Source organism: Candidatus Rhodobacter oscarellae (assembly GCF_001078595.1).
Taxonomy (GTDB): Bacteria; Pseudomonadota; Alphaproteobacteria; order Rhodobacterales; family Rhodobacteraceae; genus Rhodobacter_B; species Rhodobacter_B oscarellae.
The window spans coordinates 409,254-427,088 of the sequence record NZ_LFTY01000001.1; the positions used below are offsets into that span (position 1 = coordinate 409,254).

A 17,835-nucleotide genomic window follows, 5' to 3' on the forward strand; every position below is an offset into this window, starting at 1 on the left:
CAACCTGCGCCGCCGCCAGTTCTTACACGGGCGATCAGTTGCCCGCCTTAAAGTTGGTCCAGGTGCGGGTGCGCACGCGCTCCGCACGGGGCGGCAGCGGGCTAAGCGTGTACATCTGCGCCACTTGGTCCGGCGTCGGGAAGGCGGCGGGGCTGGAGGTCACCTCTTCATCCACCATGGCCTTGCCGGTCGCGTTCGCGGTGGCGTACCAGGTGTAGTTGCTGTCCGCCGCGCCGACCTCGGGCCGCATCATGTAGTTGAGGAAGAGATGCGCGTCCTCGACATTCTCGGCATCGGCGGGGATCGCCCAGCCATCCACCCAGAAGTTCGAGGCGCCGTCACCCTCGGGCAGGAAGAAGTCCAGCACCACGCCGGTGTTGGCCTCGGCCGCACCCGACATCGCCAGAAGGCCGTCCGGGCCCCAGGTGGTGGAGACGCAGAACTCTTTCTGCGGCATGCGCTGGTAGGCGTAGTTGTCGAAGGTCTTGATATAGGGGCGGATCTCAGCCAGCAGCGCCGCGACCTTGTTATAGTCCTCGGCGTTGGTGGAATCCGGCGGCAGGCCCAGATAGGCCAGCGCCATCGGGATCATGTCCGTCGGGCTGTCCAGGAAGGACACGCCGCATTTGGCGATCTCTTTCATGTGCTTGGGGTCAAAGATCAGATCCAGCGAGCCGATTGGCGCGTCCGGGTAGGTCTCCAGCACCAGCGCCTCGTTATAGGTCACCCCGTGGGTGCCCCACATGAACGGCACGATATAGGCGTTGTCCGGGTCCCATTTCGCCGAGAGCTGGCCCAGGACGGCCTCATCCATATGCTTGAAATTGTCCAGCTTCGACTTGTCGAGCGGCTGCACGATGCCGCCCGCCGCGATCAGGCGCGCGGTCTGCGAGGCGGCGTGGCTGACCACGTCATAGCCGGAGTTGCCTGCCAAGAGTTTGGCGTCAATCGCCTCAACGGAATCGTAGTTGTCGTAGATCACCTTGATGCCGTACTCGGCCTCGAAATTCGCGATCGTGTCCTCGGCGATGTATTCCGCCCAGTTGGTGACCTTTAGCACGCGGTCCTGAGCGCTGGCCGCGCCCGAGAGGCCGACGCTAAGCGCGACGGTCCCCGTGACACCAAGCCAGAAGTTGGTGAAGTTCATGTCCGTTTTCTCCCTGTTGTGACCGTCAAGCGTGAACCTGGCCGGCCCAAATCAATCTTATCGGCTTGCTTTCAACCCGCAAAAGTCATGCACGCCCACACAAGACCGTAATCGGGCAAAATCGGCCAAGTCAAGCAAAGCCCGGCCAACAATTTTCCCTTAGGGGCTTGCGATGATGCGCCGCTGTCTGCTCTGGTCACATCATAAGCACCTCTGGGACGCCGATTGATTGAGAGCCTTGTGCCCCGCACCGATATCCTCAAGCGAAAGCCGCACGGCGCGGCGCCCCAGATCCCCTTCGGTCGCTTTCGTGGTCAGGGCCCGGCCGTCGCCCTGACTTGGAAGCGCGCCAAGGATACCATACGATCATAAGCGCGCGCCCGCATCGCAGGCCGCGCGACAGTACGAGGAGCCCGCGCCCATGAGAGACATCCACATCCCCAAGGATTGGGACCGCCGCGGTCTTCCGGGCTGGACCTATCACAGCGCCGCCCTGTTCGAGCTTGAGACCTCGGAGATCTTCAAGACGCATTGGCAGATCGCCTGCCATGTCTCGGACATCCCCGAGGTGGGCGATTTTCAGACCTTCGACCTCTGCGGCGAGCGCGCCATCGTGCTGCGCGACCGCGAGGGGCAGGTCCGCGCGCATCACAACATCTGCCGCCATCGCGGCTCGCGCTTGGTGGCGCAGGAAAGCGGCAATTGCCCCAGCGCCCTGATCTGCCCCTTCCACGGCTGGGTCTACAACCTGGATGGCACCCTGCGGGGGGCGGCCCGGCCCGAAAGCTACCCGCCCATGGACAAGCACGAATTCGCGCTAAAGCCGCTGGAGTTCGAGATCTGGCACGGCTTCGTTTTCGTGCGCTTCCAACCCGGCCCCCAGCCCGCGGTGGCCGACCTGCTTGGCCCCTTTGACCAAGAGGCCGCCGCCTACCGGATGGACGCGCATGTGCCCACGGATGGGTTCTGGGCGCAGGACGTCCCGGTGAACTGGAAGTCGGTGCGCGACGTGGACAACGAGGGCTACCATGTGACCATCGCCCACCCCGCTTTGCAGGACCTCTACGGCTCCACCTATAGCGACGAGCCCTATATAGACGGCATCAGCCGGTCCGAGGGGCGGTTCACGCCCTCCGCCGGGCGGCGATGGGCGGTGCGCAACTACAAGAAAATCTCAAAACCGCAGGCGCATCTGCCCGAGCCTCTGCACCGGGCCTGGATCTACTACGGCATCTTCCCCAACACGGTCATCGCGGTCACGCCCGAGACCTCTTTGTTCTACCAAGAGCTGCCCATGGCGACGAACAAATCCGTCGTCCGCTCGGCCACCTACCGCAACCCCGACGAGGACCGGCAACAGCGCCTGGCGCGATACCTTGCGGCGCGCATTGACCGCGAAACCGTGGTGGAGGACATCCAGCTTACGATCTGGTCCAACGAGTCGATGGCCACGGACGCGTTCGAGGGGTTCTACCTGTCAGACCTGGAATACGGCGTGCGCACCCATCACGACCACCTTCGGGCGCTGCTGCCGATCTATGGCGTCGAAAGCGCCCCAATGGAGGGCGAGGTCCGCGCGCTGAACGCGGAAATGGCGGCAGCCGGCGGTCCATGACCCAAGCCGAGGACGATTGGCAAAAGTCGGAGCTTCACGCGCCCATTGGCCTGCCCGGTTCCGGCGCGCGGCGCTATGCGGCCGCGATGTATTTCAACCGACAGGGGCGGCTCTCGGACGCTTTGTTGGAGATCTACCGCCGCTGTTACCGGCTGGACGACGAGAATCCATTTGACTTGGCCTTGTTCGAGGGCATTGAGGTGCCAGACAACTTGGCTCCACCGGAACAGCAATGACCGCATACCCCGCCAACCCGGACGTTATCATCGTGGGCGCAGGCACCGCGGGACTTTCCGCGGCCAAAGCCTTGCGCGACGCAGGACAAGAGGTCCTGGTGCTCGAGGCGGCGGCGCGCACCGGCGGGCGGTGCTATGCGGACAGCACGCTGTTTGACATCCCCTTCGATATTGGCGGCTCTTGGCTGCATGACGCGGATATCAATCCGCTGGCGCGACTGGCCGAACAAGGCGGCGCGACGCTTCACAAGACGGCCTGGGACTGGAACTGGGTGACAGAGGAGGACCGCGCGCTGAGCCGCGCCGAGGTCAAGGACTACAGCCGCTATCAAGACAAGATGTGGGCGCATATTACCGAGGGCCCAATAAGTGGCCCAGACCGGCCCGTCGCGGACGCCCTGCCCGCCTCGCCCTGGCGCAGCACCGCGAAACACTGGGTCGCGCAGATGGAGGGTGGCGACGCTGAGGCGACCTCGCTGCACGATGTGGCGCGGTACAGCTATGGCAACGGCGATTGGCTCGTCGAGGGCGGGCTTGGCGGCTTTGTCGCGGGCTTGTTCGCCGACGTTCCGGTGCGACTGAACTGCCCCGTGACCGAGATCGACACGACCGGCCCAAAGGTCCGCGCCGTAACACCTGATGGCACCGTCGAGGCCAACAGGCTTATCCTGACGGTCTCAACCGGTGTGCTGCGCGCGGGCGCCATCACGTTCACGCCGCAGCTGCCAGACTGGAAGCAAGCCGCGCTGGAGTACCTGCCAAACGGGCTGCTCAACAAGGTCGGGCTGGAGTTCGACCCGGCCTGGCGCGGTGCCCACGAGGGCCAGATGGCCGATTACCGCACCAGCGGTGGCGGCTTTTGCACGCTGCTCTTTGGATTCTACGGCACGAACCTCGCGGTTGGCTTTGTGGCGGGGCGTTTTGCCGACCTGCTGGAGGCCGAGGGGCCCGGCTCGGCAACCGAGTTCTGCCTGCAGGCGCTGCGCGCGATCTTTGGCAATGACGTCACCAAATATGTACGCCGCACGCATGAGACCGCCTGGCGCAGCAATGCCAACACCCTTGGCGCTTATAGCTATGCCAAACCGGGCTGCGCGGACGCCCGCGCGACGCTTTCAAAGACGGTCGACGAGCGGCTGTTCTTTGCGGGCGAGGCCACGATGCCGCACGCCTATTCGACCGTTCATGGCGCCTATCTCAGCGGGATCGAGGCCGCGCAGCGCGTGATGACCAGCCGGGCTTAGGCGAACTTCGCCGCGACCTCTGCCACCGCATCGTCAATGATGTCGAACATGGCGTCGATCTGCGCGGGCGTGATCGTCAGCGCTGGCGAGAAGACGCACATGTTGATCAGAGGGCGCACGATCAGACCGCGGGCCTCGCAGGCCTTATCAAGCTCTGCCCCCATCGCGCGCTGCACCTCTAGCGGCGTGTCGCGGCCCGCGCCGGTGAGCCCTTCGATGCAGCCCAATATCCCCATCCCCCGCGTGTCCCCAACGATTGGCGAGGCTTGCAGGCGCGACAGCCGCTCTTGGAACTGCGGCGCGACCGTGCGCACATGACCCAAGAGGTCCTCACGCTCAATGATCTCGATATTCTTGAGCGCCGCGGCACAGGCCACGGGATGGGCCGAGTAGGTGTAGCCATTGGGAAACAGGACATCATGGTCCGCGCCGGTCATCCGCTCCATCACCCGGTCAGAGATGATGCAGGCGCCTAGCGGCAGGTAGCCAGAGGTGATCCCCTTGGCGCAGGTGATGATATCCGGCTCGATCCCGAATAGGTCTTGGGACGCGAACCAGTGCCCGACCCGGCCAAAGCCGGTGACGACCTCGTCCGAGATGTAAAGGATATCGTGGCGGCGGCACATTTCCAAGGTGCGGCGATGGTAGCCCTCCGGCGGGATGATCACGCCACCAGAGCACAGGATCGGCTCGGCGATGAAGGCCCCGATGCGGTCGGCGCCGACCTCGGCAATCGCGCGCTCTAGGTCGGCGACCTTGGCGTCGCACCAATCGGCCACAGACATGCCCTTTGAGCGGATATACGGGTTCACATCCGGCAGGAAATGCACCAGGCGGTCTTCGAAATCGAAACAGCTCTTGTCACGCTCTTTGCCGGTGACGCTGGCGGCGAGATAGGTCGAGCCGTGATAGCCCTTCTCGCGTGCGATCACGATCTTCTTCTCGGGGCGGCCCAGGCGGTTGTTCAGAAAGTGCACGGTACGCAGCGCGGTATCCACCGCCGTCGAGCCGCCGGTGGTGAACATCACCGTGTTCAGATCCCCCGGCGCCAGCGCGGCCAGTTTCTGGGCCAGCCGCGCCGACGGCGCGGTCGTGCTGGTCCAGGGCGAGGCATAGGGCAGCGCCATGACCTGCGCCGCGATGGCCTCTGCCATCTCCTGGCGCCCATAGCCGATCTGCACCGCCCACATGCCTGCGGGTCCGTCGATCAGCCGCCGCCCGGAACTGTCATAGAGGTAAATGCCGTCGCCATGGGTGACCACGAAGCGTTCCGATTGGCGGAACGAGCCCATATGCTCCCACGGGCGCAGGTGATGCGCCTGATCGCTTTCCGCAATACCGTGCAGCCCCTGGTTATGCCCAAGCTCTGACGAGACCAGCCTTGCGTCATCCTCAGCCATGCGGAAGCTCCTCCCCGGCCTCGGCGTAGACCGCAATCAGACAGCCGGTCTTGGTATGCGAGGTATGCTCGGTCCCAGGGGCGAGCCAGACCACATCACCGGGCCGGTAGATCGTGCCGTCATTGTCGATCAACTCGCCCTCGATCATCACGAACTCCTCGGCGCCACCATGGCGGTGCGGCGTGGATTGCGACCCCGGCTCCATCTTGTAGATGTAGAACCCCACATCGCGGGCGCCTTCGGGGTTGAGCTTGAGCATGGACGTGCCCTGCTCATTCACGCCCTCGGGATCGAACGCTTGATACGCGCTGGCATCGTGGATGTTGGCGACCCTGCGCTCATTCGGCTCGATTGGCTTCATGCTGCGCTCCCTCTGGTTGGTTTCGGCCGGCGGGCCATGAGGGGGACCCTAGCGTGTAACGAGAGAACTTATCAATCTGCTAAAGCGCTTGGCGACGCGGCGCCCAAGGGCTTTCCGGCAGTCAACCCGGCGGGCCAGTCGAAACGCGACAGGCCCGCCCGGCGTTGTTTTACAAGCAGCCCGAAAGCGCGCCTGCCAGGTTGCGCAGAAGCTGCGGGTACATATCCGCACCCGGCTCCAGGTCCGAGCCCAGCGGGTCCAGAACGCCGGTTTTGGCCTGCGTGCCGTCCAGAACAACCGCGACCATGCCCGGATTGTATTGCGGCTCCGCCAGGACACAGTCGATGCCCTCTTCCTTCACCCGCCCCTGGATCTCGGCGATCCGGGCAGGGCTTGGGTCCGACGCGTCACCGAGCGAGATTACCCCGGAGGCCGGGAAATCAAAGCTGGTCTCGAAATACTGATACGCGTCATGGAAAACGACGAAGGACTTGCCGCGCACCGGGTCCAGCATCGCGTTGATCTCGCCCTCTAGGGCCTCAATTTCGGCGCGTCCCGCTGCGGCATTGGCGAAATAGGCGCCCGCGTTGTCAGGGTCCGCCGCAGAGAGCTGCGCCGCGATGACGTTCAGCCAGGCGCTGGCGTTGCCGGTCGACAGCCAGGCATGCGGGTCGTGGGCGCCGTGGTCATGCCCTGCATGGTCGTCCCCGTGGTCGTCGTGGTCGTCCCCGTGGTCGTCATGGTCGTCATGCGCTTCTTGATCATCGTGTTCGTGATGCTCATCGTGATGGTCCCCGGCGGCGTGATCTTCGTCGCCATGCGCATCCTCAGCATGCTCGTCTTCATCATGATCGCCATGCTTGTCTTCGGCGTGGTCATCATGATCGTCATGCTTGTCTTCGGCATGGCCATCATGGTCATGATGCTCGTCTTCGGCATGATCATCATGGTCGTCATGCTCGTCTTCGGCATGATCATCGTGATCGTCGTGGCCGTCATGATCATCGTGATCGTCGTGGCCGTCATGATCATCATGGTCGTCGTGGCCGTCATGATCCCCATCGTCACCGTGATCGTCATGATCATGCGCCTCAAACAGCGCGCCCTCGCGGAACTCCAGCAGGCTGGTCTCGTCGATCTCCAACAGCGTGGTAACGGCGGCGTCTCCCGCCAGCGTCTCCAGGGCGTCCTCCATCCAGGGCGTCAGCCCCTCGCCCATCCAGAACACCAGGTCAGCGCCCTGCAGCGCACCTGCTTGTGAGGGCCGGAGGCTGAACTCATGCGGCGACGCGCCCGCGGGCACTATCAGGTCCGGCTCGCCCACGCCCTGCATGACGCGGGCGACCAAGGAATGGACCGGCGCGATATCAACGGCTACAGAGGGCACATCCGCCATTGCGGTGCTGCCTAAAAGAGTGGCAGTCATAGTGGCGGGAAGAAGCTTAATGGACATCCGTTCCTCGATGTGATGTTATAACATCTCGATCTGGTAGCGAACCACAAGCACCAAGACAAGTGCGGAGCCGGGTATGCCCGAAAAAAATCCACATTCGAGATGCGGCGCGGGTTCGAACCATCCGGGGGCCGTGGAAGCAGCGCTGGACTTGGCCGAGGCGCAGTGCCAGGCGCAGGGCCTGCGAATGACGCCGGGCCGCCGCAACGTGCTGGAGCTTTTGCTGCGCGAGCATCGCGCGCTTGGCGCCTACGAGATCCTGGACCTTTTGCGCTCGAAAGAAGACGAGATGGTCAAGCCGCCCATCGCCTACCGCGCGCTGGACTTCCTGACAAAGCACGGTTTCGCCCATAAAATCGAGCGGCTAAGCGCCTTTGTGGCCTGCGCGCATCCCGGCGAGAACCACTCGCCCGCGTTCATGATATGCCGCAAGTGCCGCGCGGTGGACGAGGCGCATATTAGTCTGGGACAGGGCGCCTTGGGTGCCGCGGCGCGCGCGACCGGGTTTCAGGTCGAGCGCACCATGGTCGAGGTCGAGGGCATATGCGCTAATTGCACGAGCGCGTCCGCGGCATGAGCCTGATTGCTGTCGAGAACCTGAGCGTTCGCTACGGCGCGAACACCGTGCTGAACCATATCAACTTGACGGTTGAGCCGGGCGAGATCGTCACCATCGTCGGGCCCAACGGTTCGGGCAAGACGAGCCTATTCCGGGCGATCATCGGCGCCGCACAGCCCTCGGCGGGTAGAATCACGCAGCGCCCGGGCCTGCGCATCGGATATGTGCCGCAAAAGCTGCATATTGACCCGACCCTGCCGATGACCGTCGAGCGGTTCATGCGCCTCATGGGGCCTGCCGGTCGCAAGGACTGCGACCAAGCACTTGCGACCGCCGGGGTGCCTGACATCGCAATGCGGCAAATGTCGGAATTGTCCGGCGGGCAGTTTCAGCGCGTGATGCTGGCGCGTGCGCTTATCAACGCCCCGGACGTGCTGTTGCTGGACGAGGCGACGCAGGGCCTGGACCAGCCGGGCTCGGCCTCTTTCTATCGCCAGATCGAAGCGGTGCGGCGCGACACAAACTGTGCGGTGCTGATGATCAGCCACGAACTGCACGTGGTGATGAGCGCCTCTGACCGCGTGATCTGCTTGAATGGGCATATTTGCTGCGCCGGCACGCCCGCTGTGGTGGCCTCGGCGCCCGAATACCGCGCGCTGTTTGGAACCGGGACCGGCGGCGCGCTGGCGCTTTACCAGCATGACCACGACCACCATCACCATGATGGTGACGATCATGATCACGGGCATAACGGCGGCGCGCGCCGCACGGAGGCGGCAGAGTGATGCTTGACGACTTTATGGTGCGCGCAATACTGGCGGGGATAGGTGTGGCGCTCGCCGCCGCGCCCCTGGGCTGCTTTGTCGTGTGGCGCCGCATGGCCTATTTCGGCGACGCGACGGCCCATGCCGCGATCCTTGGCGTCGCGATCTCGCTGGCGTTCCAGATGTCGATCTTCGTGGGCACAGTTTCGGTGGCTTTGGCGATGGCGATGGTGGTGACTGCCATCTCCGGGCGCGGCTACGCGATGGACACAATCCTTGGCGTTCTGGCGCATTCGTCGCTGGCCTTTGGGCTTGTCGCGGTGTCGTTCCTGTCGGGCATACGCATCGACCTGATGGCCTATCTGTTCGGGGATATCCTGGCGGTATCGCGCACGGATCTTGTGGTGATCTGGGGCGGCGCGGCGCTGGTCGTGGCGCTGATCGCGTGGCGCTGGTCGTCGCTGCTCACCAGCACGCTCAGCGAGGAGCTGGCCTATTCCGGCGGGCTGAACCCGCGGCGAGAGCAGCTTATCCTGACGCTCTCTTTGGCGATCACGGTTGCCGTGGCCATCAAGGTTGTCGGGGTGCTGCTGATCGCGGCGATGCTAATCATCCCCGCGGCCGCCGCGCGCGGGCTTGCGCGCACCCCAGAGGCGATGGCCGTCATCGCGGCAGGGATCGGCGCCTTCTCGGCCGTGGCCGGGCTGCGCGGGGCCTATGTGTTCGACACCCCCGCCGGACCCTCGATCGTTTGCGTCGCGGCGCTGTGCTTTGCGGTCTTCGGCATGTTCGGATGGCGGGGCGGGCGCTCTGGGTAGTCGTATCTGTTTGCGCCTCGAATGGTCAGCATTTCGGCACCTCAGATCTTGGGGGAAGGAATTCGTGTCGACTGAATGCTGTCTCAATAGCAAAAGCTTAGTTCAGCGATCCCGCTTTCTCGCGCGCCCCAAAGCGGGTAAAAGCTCCGCACGGCGCGCAATATCGTTCCTCGGTTCGGGGCGGCGGTCATCACCGTTTCGACAACGATTTACGCCAGGCTCGCCAAGAGCATACACCGCGCGAAGACGAGAAAATAACACCGGCCGGGATGACTTTGGAAAACTTGTTCCCGAGAACTCCCGCGCAAGTTTGCGTAAATAAACCGTTTTTGCTTTCGCCATCGGGATAATTTTGTAAACTTCGCAATATCATAGGCGTTCTTAAGGGAGAAATAAATGAAACTCACAACAACAGTCGCTGCAATCGGTCTGCTGGCCGGTGGTGCCCATGCGGCCGATCTGGGCTCGGTGGACGAACCCATCAAACTGGCGATCAACGAATGGACCGGGCAGCATGTTTCAACGCATGTCGCGGGATCGATGCTGGAAGCCGCCGGGTACAAAGTCGAGTACACGACCGCGGGCTACATGAACATGTACCAGGCGATGGCGGATGGCGAACTGCACGCAGCCCTTGAGATCTGGTCTTCCAACGTGTCGGAAGATTACGCCAAGAAGGTCGATGCGGGCGGCGTGGTCGAGCTGGGCGATCTCGGCTTGGACGCCAAAGAAGGCATCGCGTATCCGGCGCATGTGGCCGATTTGTGCCCGGGACTGCCAGCCTGGGAAGCGCTAAAGGATTGTGCGCAAACCTTTACTTCGGCTGAAACAATTCCGATGGGCCGCTTGGTGGATTACCCTGCGGATTGGGGCACACCGGGCGCGGACCGGATGAAGGGTCTGGACCTGCCATTCAAGGCGGTGCCGGCCGGATCTGAAGGTGCCCTGATCACCGAATTGCGCGCCTCGACCGAGAAAAAGTCGCCGTTGCTGATCACCTTCTGGCAGCCGCATTGGGCGATGTCTGCCTATGACGTGCAGTTCGTGGAGCTTCCCGTCGGTAACGAGGAATGCTTTAACGACCCGGCATGGGGCACAAACCCGAACGCAACCCATGACTGCGACTTCGCGGCTTCGCGGATCTTCAAAGCGGGATGGTCGGGAATGGCCGACAAGTGGCCGGCGGCGTATGAAATCCTGACGAACTACCAGCTTTCGGTGACCGACCAACAGCCGATGATGGGTGCTGTCGACGTCGATGGCGGCTCGGTTGAAGAGGTTGTTGCGGCCTGGATGGCTGCCAACGAGGCAACCTGGAAGCCGGTTGTAGACGCGGCGATTCAGTAAGTGACACCCGACACAGAAACGGCCCGACCCCCAAGCGCGATCTCGTGCAAGGGGGTCTGGCAAGTCTTTGGGGACAACGCAGAGAGCGCGTTGTCCCATTGGCTTTCCTCCTGCGATGGCGATGCCGCACAAGCCGCTCAAAAGCTGAAAGAAGCAAGACTGATCCCCGCGGTTCAGAACGCCAGTTTTGATGTCGCCGAGGGCGAATTATTCGTCATCATGGGCCTGTCTGGCTCTGGCAAATCGACGCTGATCCGCTGTATCTCCCGCCTGCTGGAATGCACCGGCGGCGAGATCCTGATCGACGGCGAGAACATCGCCTCGGCCAGCAAGAAACGCATGACCGAGCTGCGCCGCGGCAAGCTGGGCATGGTGTTCCAGCACTTTGGTCTGTTCCCGCATATGACGGTTGCGCAGAATGTGGGCTTTCCCTTGAAAATGCAGGGGCAAGGAAAGGCCGAGCGTCTGGCGCGCGCCATTGAGGTGATCAAGCTGGTTGGGCTTGAAGGGCGCGAGGACGCCTATCCGCGCGAATTGTCAGGCGGGCAGAAGCAACGTGTCGGCATTGCGCGCTCTTTGGCGGTCAACCCCGACATCTGGTTCCTGGACGAGCCGTTCTCTGCCTTGGATCCGCTGATCCGTCGGCAGCTCCAGGATGAGTTTCTGAACATTCAGAAGACCCTGAAGAAATCCATTGTGTTCATCACCCACGACATCACCGAGGCGCTGAAGCTGGCCGACCGGATCGCGATCATGAAGGACGGGGCGATCGTGCAGATTGGCACGCCGGCTGATATCGTATTGAACCCGGTCAACGACTACGTGGCGGAATTCTCAAAAGACGTCGCAACCGGTCGGCATGCAAGGGTGGCATCCGTGATGCAATCGACCGGGTTGGCTGAGACCCCCGCGACAGATGATCCCGGCTTGCGCACCGATATGACGCTGGAATCCGCCCTGGCGTCTTGCATGTCGCTATACGAAGCGGTCCCAGTGCGCGACGAGAAAGGCGACCTGGTCGGGTCGGTCTACCCCAGTGATCTGGCCAAAGCATCGTTGCAGGCGGACAGCTGAAGATGGAAATGACCGTGGAGCAAAGCCGGAAGATTGGCGGGCTTGGGATAACGACGCTGGCCGGGCTATTCGTCGCCGCCGTCGGGCTCATATGCGTTGCAATCGAACCCTTTGCGCCATGGATCACCGCCTGGCCCGCCTCGTTAACAATTCCGGCCTCGGATTGGATCGGCGCCGCGCTTGAGTACATCCTGAACGTCATAAAGCCGGTTGCGCGCGCGTTTTCAGCTGCGTTGGCCTATCCGATGTATTGGACCAACTCCGCTTTGACCCTAACGCCATGGCCGATTGTGATCGGAGTTGTTGTGGCGCTTGGCTGGTACATCAATGGGCTGCGGCTTGCGGCGCTTGGCTTTATCGGTTTCGCTCTTGTGGTGGCCTCGGGCTATTGGACCGAGAGCATGAACACGCTTGCGCTGGTGGCCGTTTCCGTCCCCTTGGCGCTTTTTGTTGGCATGGCCATCGGGATTGCGGCTTTTGAGTACAGGGCCCTCAAGGGGCCCATCCAGGCGGTTCTAGACGTCATGCAGACGGTGCCCACGTTTGCCTATCTGACGCCTTTGCTGCTGCTGTTTGGCTTCGGCCCGGTCGTTGGGCTGATCGCGTCCGCCATCTACGCGGCGCCGCCAATGGCGCGGAATGTTCTGCTTGGGCTAGAACGCGTGGACACAGAAATTCGCGAGGCCGCCGTGATGTCGGGGGGCAATCGCTTGCAGCAATTGTTTTTGGTTGAGATCCCGGCGGCGGCCAAACAAATCATGGTCGGCGTCAACCAATGCCTGATGGCAGCGCTGTCGATGGTGATCATCGCCGCCGTGATTGGCGGGTTTAATGATATCGGATGGGAGGTCTTGCTGACGATGCGCAAGGCTCAGTTCGGCCAAAGCTTGCTGGCTGGTCTTGTTGTCGTGGTCTTCGCGATTGTCATCGACCGGATGAGCGCCACAATGGCGCTGGAGCGGAACCGGCGGGATTGGCGGATTTCACTGGCGATCATTTTGGCCTTCGCTGTTGCGTCGCTGATCTTCCTGCGCGCATTGCCGGACCCCGGATCCTTCGGTGCCTTCAACGGCATCGCAGAGCGCGTGGACACAGGGCTTGGGAACTTTACGGCTCAAAACGGGGCGGCGTTGGACTCTTTGAAGAACAACGTTGTGTTTTTTGTGCTGCTGCCATTGCGGATAGGGTTTGACGACGCCGTGCTGCCGTTCACCTGGGGGATGCAGTGGACAGCCGCGATGAGCGTTTGGTTCTACATTGCCGCTGCCGTGCTAGGAGGCGTTCTGGCATGGTCAGGGCGCGCATTGGCGGGCGCATTACTGATGGTGCTGGCGATCGTGCTGGAAACCGGGATTGCGCAGCTGCCCTGGCCATTCTTGCTGATCGGGACTGGCGTTTTGGGATGGATGTCGGGTGGGCGTAAGCTGTCGATCCTCGTGGTGGTTTTACTGGCGCTGATCTTGATCTCCGGGCTGTGGGAGCGGGCGTTGCTGTCTGTGTACCTGTCAGGTGTGTCAGTGCTTGCCTGCGCCGTCCTGGGCGGGGCGATTGGATTGCTTTGCGCCGTCAGCCCCATGGCGTGGCGCGTCGTTCGGCCGATCTGCGACATGCTGCAGACGATTCCACTATTCGTCTTTTTGATCCCGGTTCTGATGTTCTTTCAGATCGGTGAGTTCTCGGCATTTCTGGCGATTTGTGCCTACGCGATCGTGCCGATGATCCGCTACACCCAGCATGGGCTGACCTCCACGCCGCCAGAGCTGCTGGATGCGGCAACCACATCCGGCGCAACGGCCTGGCAGACCATGGTGGAGGTGCGTGCGCCCTACGCGGTCCCCACGATCCTGTTGGGTCTAAACCAGACGATCCTTTATGCCTTCGCAATGCTCGTAATCGCGGCGTTGATTGGCACGACCGGGCTGGGCCAGTCGATCTTTCTGGCCTTGGGCAGCGCCGATGTTGGCCTTGGTATCACCGCCGGGGCAGCGATGGCGATGCTGGCGCTGGTGGCGGATCGGTTGGTGCAAGGGTTCGCAGAGGAACGCCGCAAAGCGCTTGGCCTTTAAAGCGCTCCGACCATTGTACTCAGGTTGGCAAAGAGTGCTCGACAGTCTCAGCCGATGATCTGTCGGGTCGTCGAACCCGGCACCAAGTGAAAGCCGGTGTCCCGCGCCGTCGGGTGCGGCTCGCCAGATATGCGCGCGACCATCGCCTCGGCCGCCGCCTGCCCCAGCTTGAGATGCGAGACATGCAGCGATGTCAGGCGCTGCTGCAGCACCGACGCAATCGGCATATCGCCCCAGCCCGCAACGCCAATATCTGCGGGCACCGAAAGGCCCAGCTTCTCGCAGTATTGCAGCCCGCCAAAGGCCATGGCGTCGTTCTGATAGTAGATGCAATCGACCGCGGCGCCAGAGGCCAGCAGCTGCTCGGTGCCGTAGAACCCCGGGTAGTAGCTGGCGGTGTCATGCAGGCAGAACTGCCGCGCGACGCTGCCGCCGCCATCCGTGATCGCCTTTGTGAAGCCTTCCAGACGCGCCGTCGCCGCATTCGCCGTGTCATGGCTGGTCCCGACATAGCCCAAAGAGCGATAGCCGAGCCCCACCAGATAGCGCCCCATCTCGAAACCGCAATCATAGTGGTTCACGCCCACGCTGATATCCAGCGGACTAGAGTTCAGATCCCAGATCTCAACAATTGGGATCCCAGCATTGCGCAGCATCTCTAGCGCGCGCGGCGAATGGGAGCGCCCCGTCAGGATCAGCCCCGCGGGCTGCCAGGACAGGACCGTCTCGATCCAGGCCTCTTCCTCTTGGATCGTGTGCTGCGTCAGGCCCAGCACCGTCTGGTAGCCAAAGGATCTCAGCTTTCGGTCGATCCCCTCGAGCACCTGGGCGAACACCTCGTTGCCCAAATCGGGGATGGAGACGCCCACAAATGTCGAGGTCTGATCGCCTGCGAAAACCGTCGCCAGCCGATTCGGAACGTAGCCCAGCAGGTCGATCTTCTGCATGACCAAGTCGCGGGTTTTTTCTGAATAGCCGCCCTCGCCGCGCAGCACCCGGCTGGCCGTCATTTTGGACACGCCCGCCGCTCTTGCCACCTCGGCCAGGCTTACCTTGCTGTTTTTACTTGATTTTTCTGACATTTCGCCGACTTACGTTACCGGTAACGTTTTGCCTTGACAGCGCCGCGCTTTGATCCATCATGAGTTACGTTACGGGTAACGCTACGCAGTTTGCGCCCCCGTGACAAGGGAGGACCAATGCCGCAACGCCAGCACAAGGGGCTGTTCTTTGACCGCATCGACAAGCATTTCGGTGGCACCTACGCCGTCAGGGATGTCTCGCTGGCGGTCGGGCGTGGCGAGATCGTCGCGCTTCTAGGCGAAAACGGCGCGGGCAAGTCCACCCTCATCAAGGTGCTGGGCGGCATCCACCAACCGGATGCGGGCCAGGTGCTGATCGACGGCGCCCCCTACCAGCACAAGCCCGCCGGATTTGGCGAACGCCAGAAGGTCGCCTTTATTCACCAAGACCTTGGCCTCATTGAATGGATGACCGTGGCCGAGAACATCGCCCTGGCGCTTGGCTACAAGCGCAGCGGCGGCCTCATCCAATGGGGCGCGGTGGACGATTTTGCGGCGCAGGCTTTGGCGCGCGTGGAATGCGACTTTGATCCCTCCACCCGTGTCGAGGATCTTACGCGGACCGAGAAATCCCTGGTCGCGATTGCCCGCGCGCTGGCCGTCGATAGCGAATTCCTGGTGCTGGACGAGCCGACCGCATCCTTGCCCGCCGACGAGGTCGAGCGGCTGTTCTCGGCGCTGCGCCCGTTGCGCGACAGTGGCGTTGGCATGATTTATGTCAGCCACCGGCTGGACGAGATTTTTCGCATCGCGGACCGGGTCGCCGTGCTGCGCGACGGAACGCTGGTAGGCGTGCGCAGCATCGAACACACCACGCCTGAGGAACTGGTGCAAAAGATTGTGGGCCGGAAGACGCGCGAGACGCTGAAGTCGTCGGATGTTCCGGGCGCTCCTATCCTCAGCTTGCGGAACTTCGCAGCCGGAGATGTCAGCCCGGTGGACATCACATTGCGCGATGGCGAGATCGTGGGCCTCGTTGGACTGCGCGGCGCCGGGCACGAAGCGCTTTCCCGAGCACTCTTTGGCGTCGAGCCCTACGCTGGCAGCGTGGACCTGAACGGCGAGGTGCCTGATCTGAGCTCTCCTCAGGCGGCGATGCGCGCAGGGATCGGTCTGGTGGCGAAGGACAGGACCGAAGAATCCGTCGCCATGAGCCTTACGATCCGCGAGAACACGTTCCTAAATCCTGCGGGCGTCGGGCGCAGTCTGCTCAACCTTCTGTCTTTATCCCGCGAGGCATCGCAGGCCGCCAAGATCGGCTCTGACCTTGGGCTTTCGCCGAATGATCCGAGCCTCGCCATCGAAGCACTGTCCGGCGGCAACCAGCAGAAGGTCGTGCTGGGGCGATGGCTGGCAACCAACCGCAAGCTGTTGGTCTGCGAGGATCCGACTGCCGGCGTCGATGTGGGGGCAAAGGCAGAGATCTATGCGCTCTTGAACCGCGCATTGGCGGATGGGGTCGGCATCCTGGTGGTCTCAACCGATTTTGAAGAAATCGCCACGCTCTGCCACCGCGCCATCGTCTTTAGCCAGGGCCAGATCGTCGACGAGATCACTGGCACCCGGCTTTCAACAGAGAACCTGATCCAGGCGGCCTCGGCCTCGAACATCACGCATCCAAAGGAAGACCACCATGCAATCGCTTGAGAGCAGCGCGCTTGAGCCCACAAAGGCCGAGCTAAAGACCCTCAGCTTTTCGGCGCGGCTAATGCGGTTCCTGCCGGTTTACGGCCTGGTGATCCTGATGGTGCTCTTGATCGGGCTCTTCTCGGTGCTCTTGCCGAACACCTTCCCGACGATGCTGAACATGCGGGCCATCATCTCGGACAAGGCGATCATCGCGCTGTTGTCCCTGGGCGCGATGATCCCGATGGCCGCGGGGCGGATCGACCTGACGGTGGGCTATGGCATCGTGCTGTGGCACATCCTTGCGATCTCCAGCCAGACGATACTGGGCCTGCCCTGGCCGGTGGCGGTGATGGCGGTGCTCATGCTGGGCGCCTTCACCGGGTTCCTGAATGGCCTGCTGGTGGAAGTCGCCAAGATCGACAGCTTCATCGCCACGCTGGGCACCGGCACGGTGCTTTATGCGCTGGCGCTTTGGCACACCGGAGGGCGGCAGATGGTGGGCGTGCTGCCCGAGGGGTTCTACGACATTTCCACCACCTTTGTCTTCGGGTTGCCGATCACCGGCTACTACCTGTTGTTCATCACGGTGGTGATGTGGGTGGTGCTCGAATACACCCCGGTGGGGCGGTACCTTTATGCGATTGGCGCTAACCAGCGCGCGGCGGCCCTGAATGGTATCCCCACCCGCAAATACGTGATCGGCGCCTTCGTGGCCTCGGGCACGATGACGGCGCTTGCGGGGATCATCCTGGCGTCCAAGCTGCGGATCGGGCAGGCCAGCGTCGGCCTAGAGTTCCTGCTGCCCGCGCTGGTCGGCGCCTTCCTGGGCTCCACCACGATCAAGCCGGGGCGGGTGAACGTCTGGGGCACCGTCGTCGGCGTGGCAATCCTGGCCGTGGGCATCTCGGGCATTCAACAATTCGGCGGCTCCTTTTGGGTCGAGCCGCTTTTTAATGGGGTAACCCTGCTGATCGCCATCGGCATCGCAGGATACGCGCAGCGTCGTAAGGGTGCCGCCAGACGCTGAAACACATTTGCAA

Annotated in this window: 16 protein-coding genes; 11 read left to right on the forward strand and 5 right to left on the reverse strand. The window is 62.7% G+C overall.

Annotated features, from left to right (window positions below):
- Positions 1-34: 34 nt before the first annotated feature.
- On the reverse strand, positions 35-1,147 hold the full coding sequence (locus AIOL_RS01925; RefSeq protein WP_049641333.1) for an extracellular solute-binding protein: 1,113 nt from the start codon (positions 1,145-1,147) through the stop codon (positions 35-37).
- A gap of 421 nt (positions 1,148-1,568) precedes the next feature.
- On the opposite strand from AIOL_RS01925, the gene AIOL_RS01930 reads away from it, so the two are divergent.
- Genes AIOL_RS01930 through AIOL_RS01940 form a run of 3 tightly spaced genes read left to right on the forward strand, consistent with a single transcriptional unit; the run spans position 1,569 to position 4,242 of the window.
- On the forward strand, positions 1,569-2,762 hold the full coding sequence (locus AIOL_RS01930; protein ID WP_049641334.1) for an aromatic ring-hydroxylating oxygenase subunit alpha: 1,194 nt from the start codon (positions 1,569-1,571) through the stop codon (positions 2,760-2,762).
- A complete protein-coding gene (locus AIOL_RS01935; RefSeq protein WP_049641335.1) occupies positions 2,759-2,998 on the forward strand; it encodes a hypothetical protein in 240 nt (79 codons plus the stop codon). Before AIOL_RS01930 ends, AIOL_RS01935 begins: the two co-directional genes overlap by 4 nt.
- Positions 2,995-4,242: a flavin monoamine oxidase family protein gene (locus AIOL_RS01940; protein WP_049641336.1), complete on the forward strand. Its 1,248-nt coding sequence runs from the start codon at positions 2,995-2,997 to the stop codon at positions 4,240-4,242. The genes AIOL_RS01935 and AIOL_RS01940 overlap by 4 nt, the downstream gene beginning before the upstream one ends.
- Here AIOL_RS01940 and AIOL_RS01945 read toward each other — a convergent pair.
- The 3 genes from AIOL_RS01945 to AIOL_RS01955 form a co-directional block, all read right to left on the reverse strand.
- Positions 4,239-5,642, reverse strand: a complete 1,404-nt coding sequence (locus tag AIOL_RS01945) for an aminotransferase (protein ID WP_152912312.1) — start codon at positions 5,640-5,642, stop codon at positions 4,239-4,241. The genes AIOL_RS01940 and AIOL_RS01945 overlap by 4 nt on opposite strands.
- Positions 5,635-6,003: a cupin domain-containing protein gene (locus AIOL_RS01950; RefSeq protein ID WP_200898717.1), complete on the reverse strand. Its 369-nt coding sequence runs from the start codon at positions 6,001-6,003 to the stop codon at positions 5,635-5,637. The genes AIOL_RS01945 and AIOL_RS01950 overlap by 8 nt, the downstream gene beginning before the upstream one ends.
- A 169-nt stretch (positions 6,004-6,172) precedes the next feature.
- The gene (locus tag AIOL_RS01955) at positions 6,173-7,456 is read right to left on the reverse strand and encodes a zinc ABC transporter substrate-binding protein (RefSeq protein ID WP_049641337.1); all 1,284 of its coding nucleotides are present in this window, start codon (positions 7,454-7,456) and stop codon (positions 6,173-6,175) included.
- A gap of 76 nt (positions 7,457-7,532) precedes the next feature.
- On the opposite strand from AIOL_RS01955, the gene AIOL_RS01960 reads away from it, so the two are divergent.
- The 6 genes from AIOL_RS01960 (at position 7,533) to AIOL_RS01985 (ending at position 14,084) form a co-directional block, all read left to right on the forward strand.
- Positions 7,533-8,033, forward strand: a complete 501-nt coding sequence (locus AIOL_RS01960) for a Fur family transcriptional regulator (protein ID WP_082152376.1) — start codon at positions 7,533-7,535, stop codon at positions 8,031-8,033.
- Positions 8,030-8,800 (forward strand): ATP-binding cassette domain-containing protein, encoded by a 771-nt coding sequence (locus AIOL_RS01965; protein ID WP_049641339.1) that lies wholly within the window; start codon positions 8,030-8,032, stop codon positions 8,798-8,800. Before AIOL_RS01960 ends, AIOL_RS01965 begins: the two co-directional genes overlap by 4 nt.
- Positions 8,800-9,597, forward strand: a complete 798-nt coding sequence (locus tag AIOL_RS01970) for a metal ABC transporter permease (RefSeq protein WP_049641340.1) — start codon at positions 8,800-8,802, stop codon at positions 9,595-9,597. The genes AIOL_RS01965 and AIOL_RS01970 overlap by 1 nt, the downstream gene beginning before the upstream one ends.
- 396 nt (positions 9,598-9,993) lie before the next feature.
- Complete coding sequence (locus AIOL_RS01975) at positions 9,994-10,944, forward strand: ABC transporter substrate-binding protein (protein ID WP_049641341.1); 951 nt, start codon at positions 9,994-9,996, stop codon at positions 10,942-10,944.
- A 90-nt stretch (positions 10,945-11,034) separates the two neighbouring features.
- Entirely contained in the window at positions 11,035-12,018 is a 984-nt protein-coding gene (locus AIOL_RS01980; protein WP_235438831.1) for a quaternary amine ABC transporter ATP-binding protein, read from the forward strand.
- Between the two features lie 2 nt (positions 12,019-12,020).
- A complete protein-coding gene (locus AIOL_RS01985) occupies positions 12,021-14,084 on the forward strand; it encodes an ABC transporter permease (RefSeq protein ID WP_082152377.1) in 2,064 nt (687 codons plus the stop codon).
- Positions 14,085-14,131: 47 nt separating this feature from the next.
- On the opposite strand, the gene AIOL_RS01990 is transcribed toward AIOL_RS01985, so the two are convergent.
- Positions 14,132-15,166: a LacI family DNA-binding transcriptional regulator gene (locus AIOL_RS01990; protein WP_049641343.1), complete on the reverse strand. Its 1,035-nt coding sequence runs from the start codon at positions 15,164-15,166 to the stop codon at positions 14,132-14,134.
- 117 nt (positions 15,167-15,283) lie between these two features.
- On the opposite strand from AIOL_RS01990, the gene AIOL_RS01995 reads away from it, so the two are divergent.
- Together AIOL_RS01995 and AIOL_RS02000 are read left to right on the forward strand one after the other, a co-directional pair.
- A complete protein-coding gene (locus tag AIOL_RS01995; protein WP_049641344.1) occupies positions 15,284-16,813 on the forward strand; it encodes a sugar ABC transporter ATP-binding protein in 1,530 nt (509 codons plus the stop codon).
- Positions 16,800-17,822, forward strand: a complete 1,023-nt coding sequence (locus AIOL_RS02000) for an ABC transporter permease (protein ID WP_049641345.1) — start codon at positions 16,800-16,802, stop codon at positions 17,820-17,822. Before AIOL_RS01995 ends, AIOL_RS02000 begins: the two co-directional genes overlap by 14 nt.
- Positions 17,823-17,835: the final 13 nt, after the last annotated feature.

Excerpts from the sequence above, each read along its gene's own strand:
- AIOL_RS01925 (WP_049641333.1), bottom strand. The coding sequence starts at position 1,147 with ATGAACTTCACCAACTTCTGGCTTGGTGTCACGGGGACCGTCGCGCTT.
- AIOL_RS01930 (WP_049641334.1), top strand. The coding sequence starts at position 1,569 with ATGAGAGACATCCACATCCCCAAGGATTGGGACCGCCGCGGTCTTCCG.
- AIOL_RS01935 (WP_049641335.1), top strand. The coding sequence starts at position 2,759 with ATGACCCAAGCCGAGGACGATTGGCAAAAGTCGGAGCTTCACGCGCCC.
- AIOL_RS01940 (WP_049641336.1), top strand. The coding sequence starts at position 2,995 with ATGACCGCATACCCCGCCAACCCGGACGTTATCATCGTGGGCGCAGGC.
- AIOL_RS01945 (WP_152912312.1), bottom strand. The coding sequence starts at position 5,642 with ATGGCTGAGGATGACGCAAGGCTGGTCTCGTCAGAGCTTGGGCATAAC.
- AIOL_RS01950 (WP_200898717.1), bottom strand. The coding sequence starts at position 6,003 with ATGAAGCCAATCGAGCCGAATGAGCGCAGGGTCGCCAACATCCACGAT.
- AIOL_RS01955 (WP_049641337.1), bottom strand. The coding sequence starts at position 7,456 with ATGTCCATTAAGCTTCTTCCCGCCACTATGACTGCCACTCTTTTAGGC.
- AIOL_RS01960 (WP_082152376.1), top strand. The coding sequence starts at position 7,533 with ATGCCCGAAAAAAATCCACATTCGAGATGCGGCGCGGGTTCGAACCAT.
- AIOL_RS01965 (WP_049641339.1), top strand. The coding sequence starts at position 8,030 with ATGAGCCTGATTGCTGTCGAGAACCTGAGCGTTCGCTACGGCGCGAAC.
- AIOL_RS01970 (WP_049641340.1), top strand. The coding sequence starts at position 8,800 with ATGCTTGACGACTTTATGGTGCGCGCAATACTGGCGGGGATAGGTGTG.
- AIOL_RS01975 (WP_049641341.1), top strand. The coding sequence starts at position 9,994 with ATGAAACTCACAACAACAGTCGCTGCAATCGGTCTGCTGGCCGGTGGT.
- AIOL_RS01985 (WP_082152377.1), top strand. The coding sequence starts at position 12,021 with ATGGAAATGACCGTGGAGCAAAGCCGGAAGATTGGCGGGCTTGGGATA.
- AIOL_RS01990 (WP_049641343.1), bottom strand. The coding sequence starts at position 15,166 with ATGTCAGAAAAATCAAGTAAAAACAGCAAGGTAAGCCTGGCCGAGGTG.
- AIOL_RS01995 (WP_049641344.1), top strand. The coding sequence starts at position 15,284 with ATGCCGCAACGCCAGCACAAGGGGCTGTTCTTTGACCGCATCGACAAG.
- AIOL_RS02000 (WP_049641345.1), top strand. The coding sequence starts at position 16,800 with ATGCAATCGCTTGAGAGCAGCGCGCTTGAGCCCACAAAGGCCGAGCTA.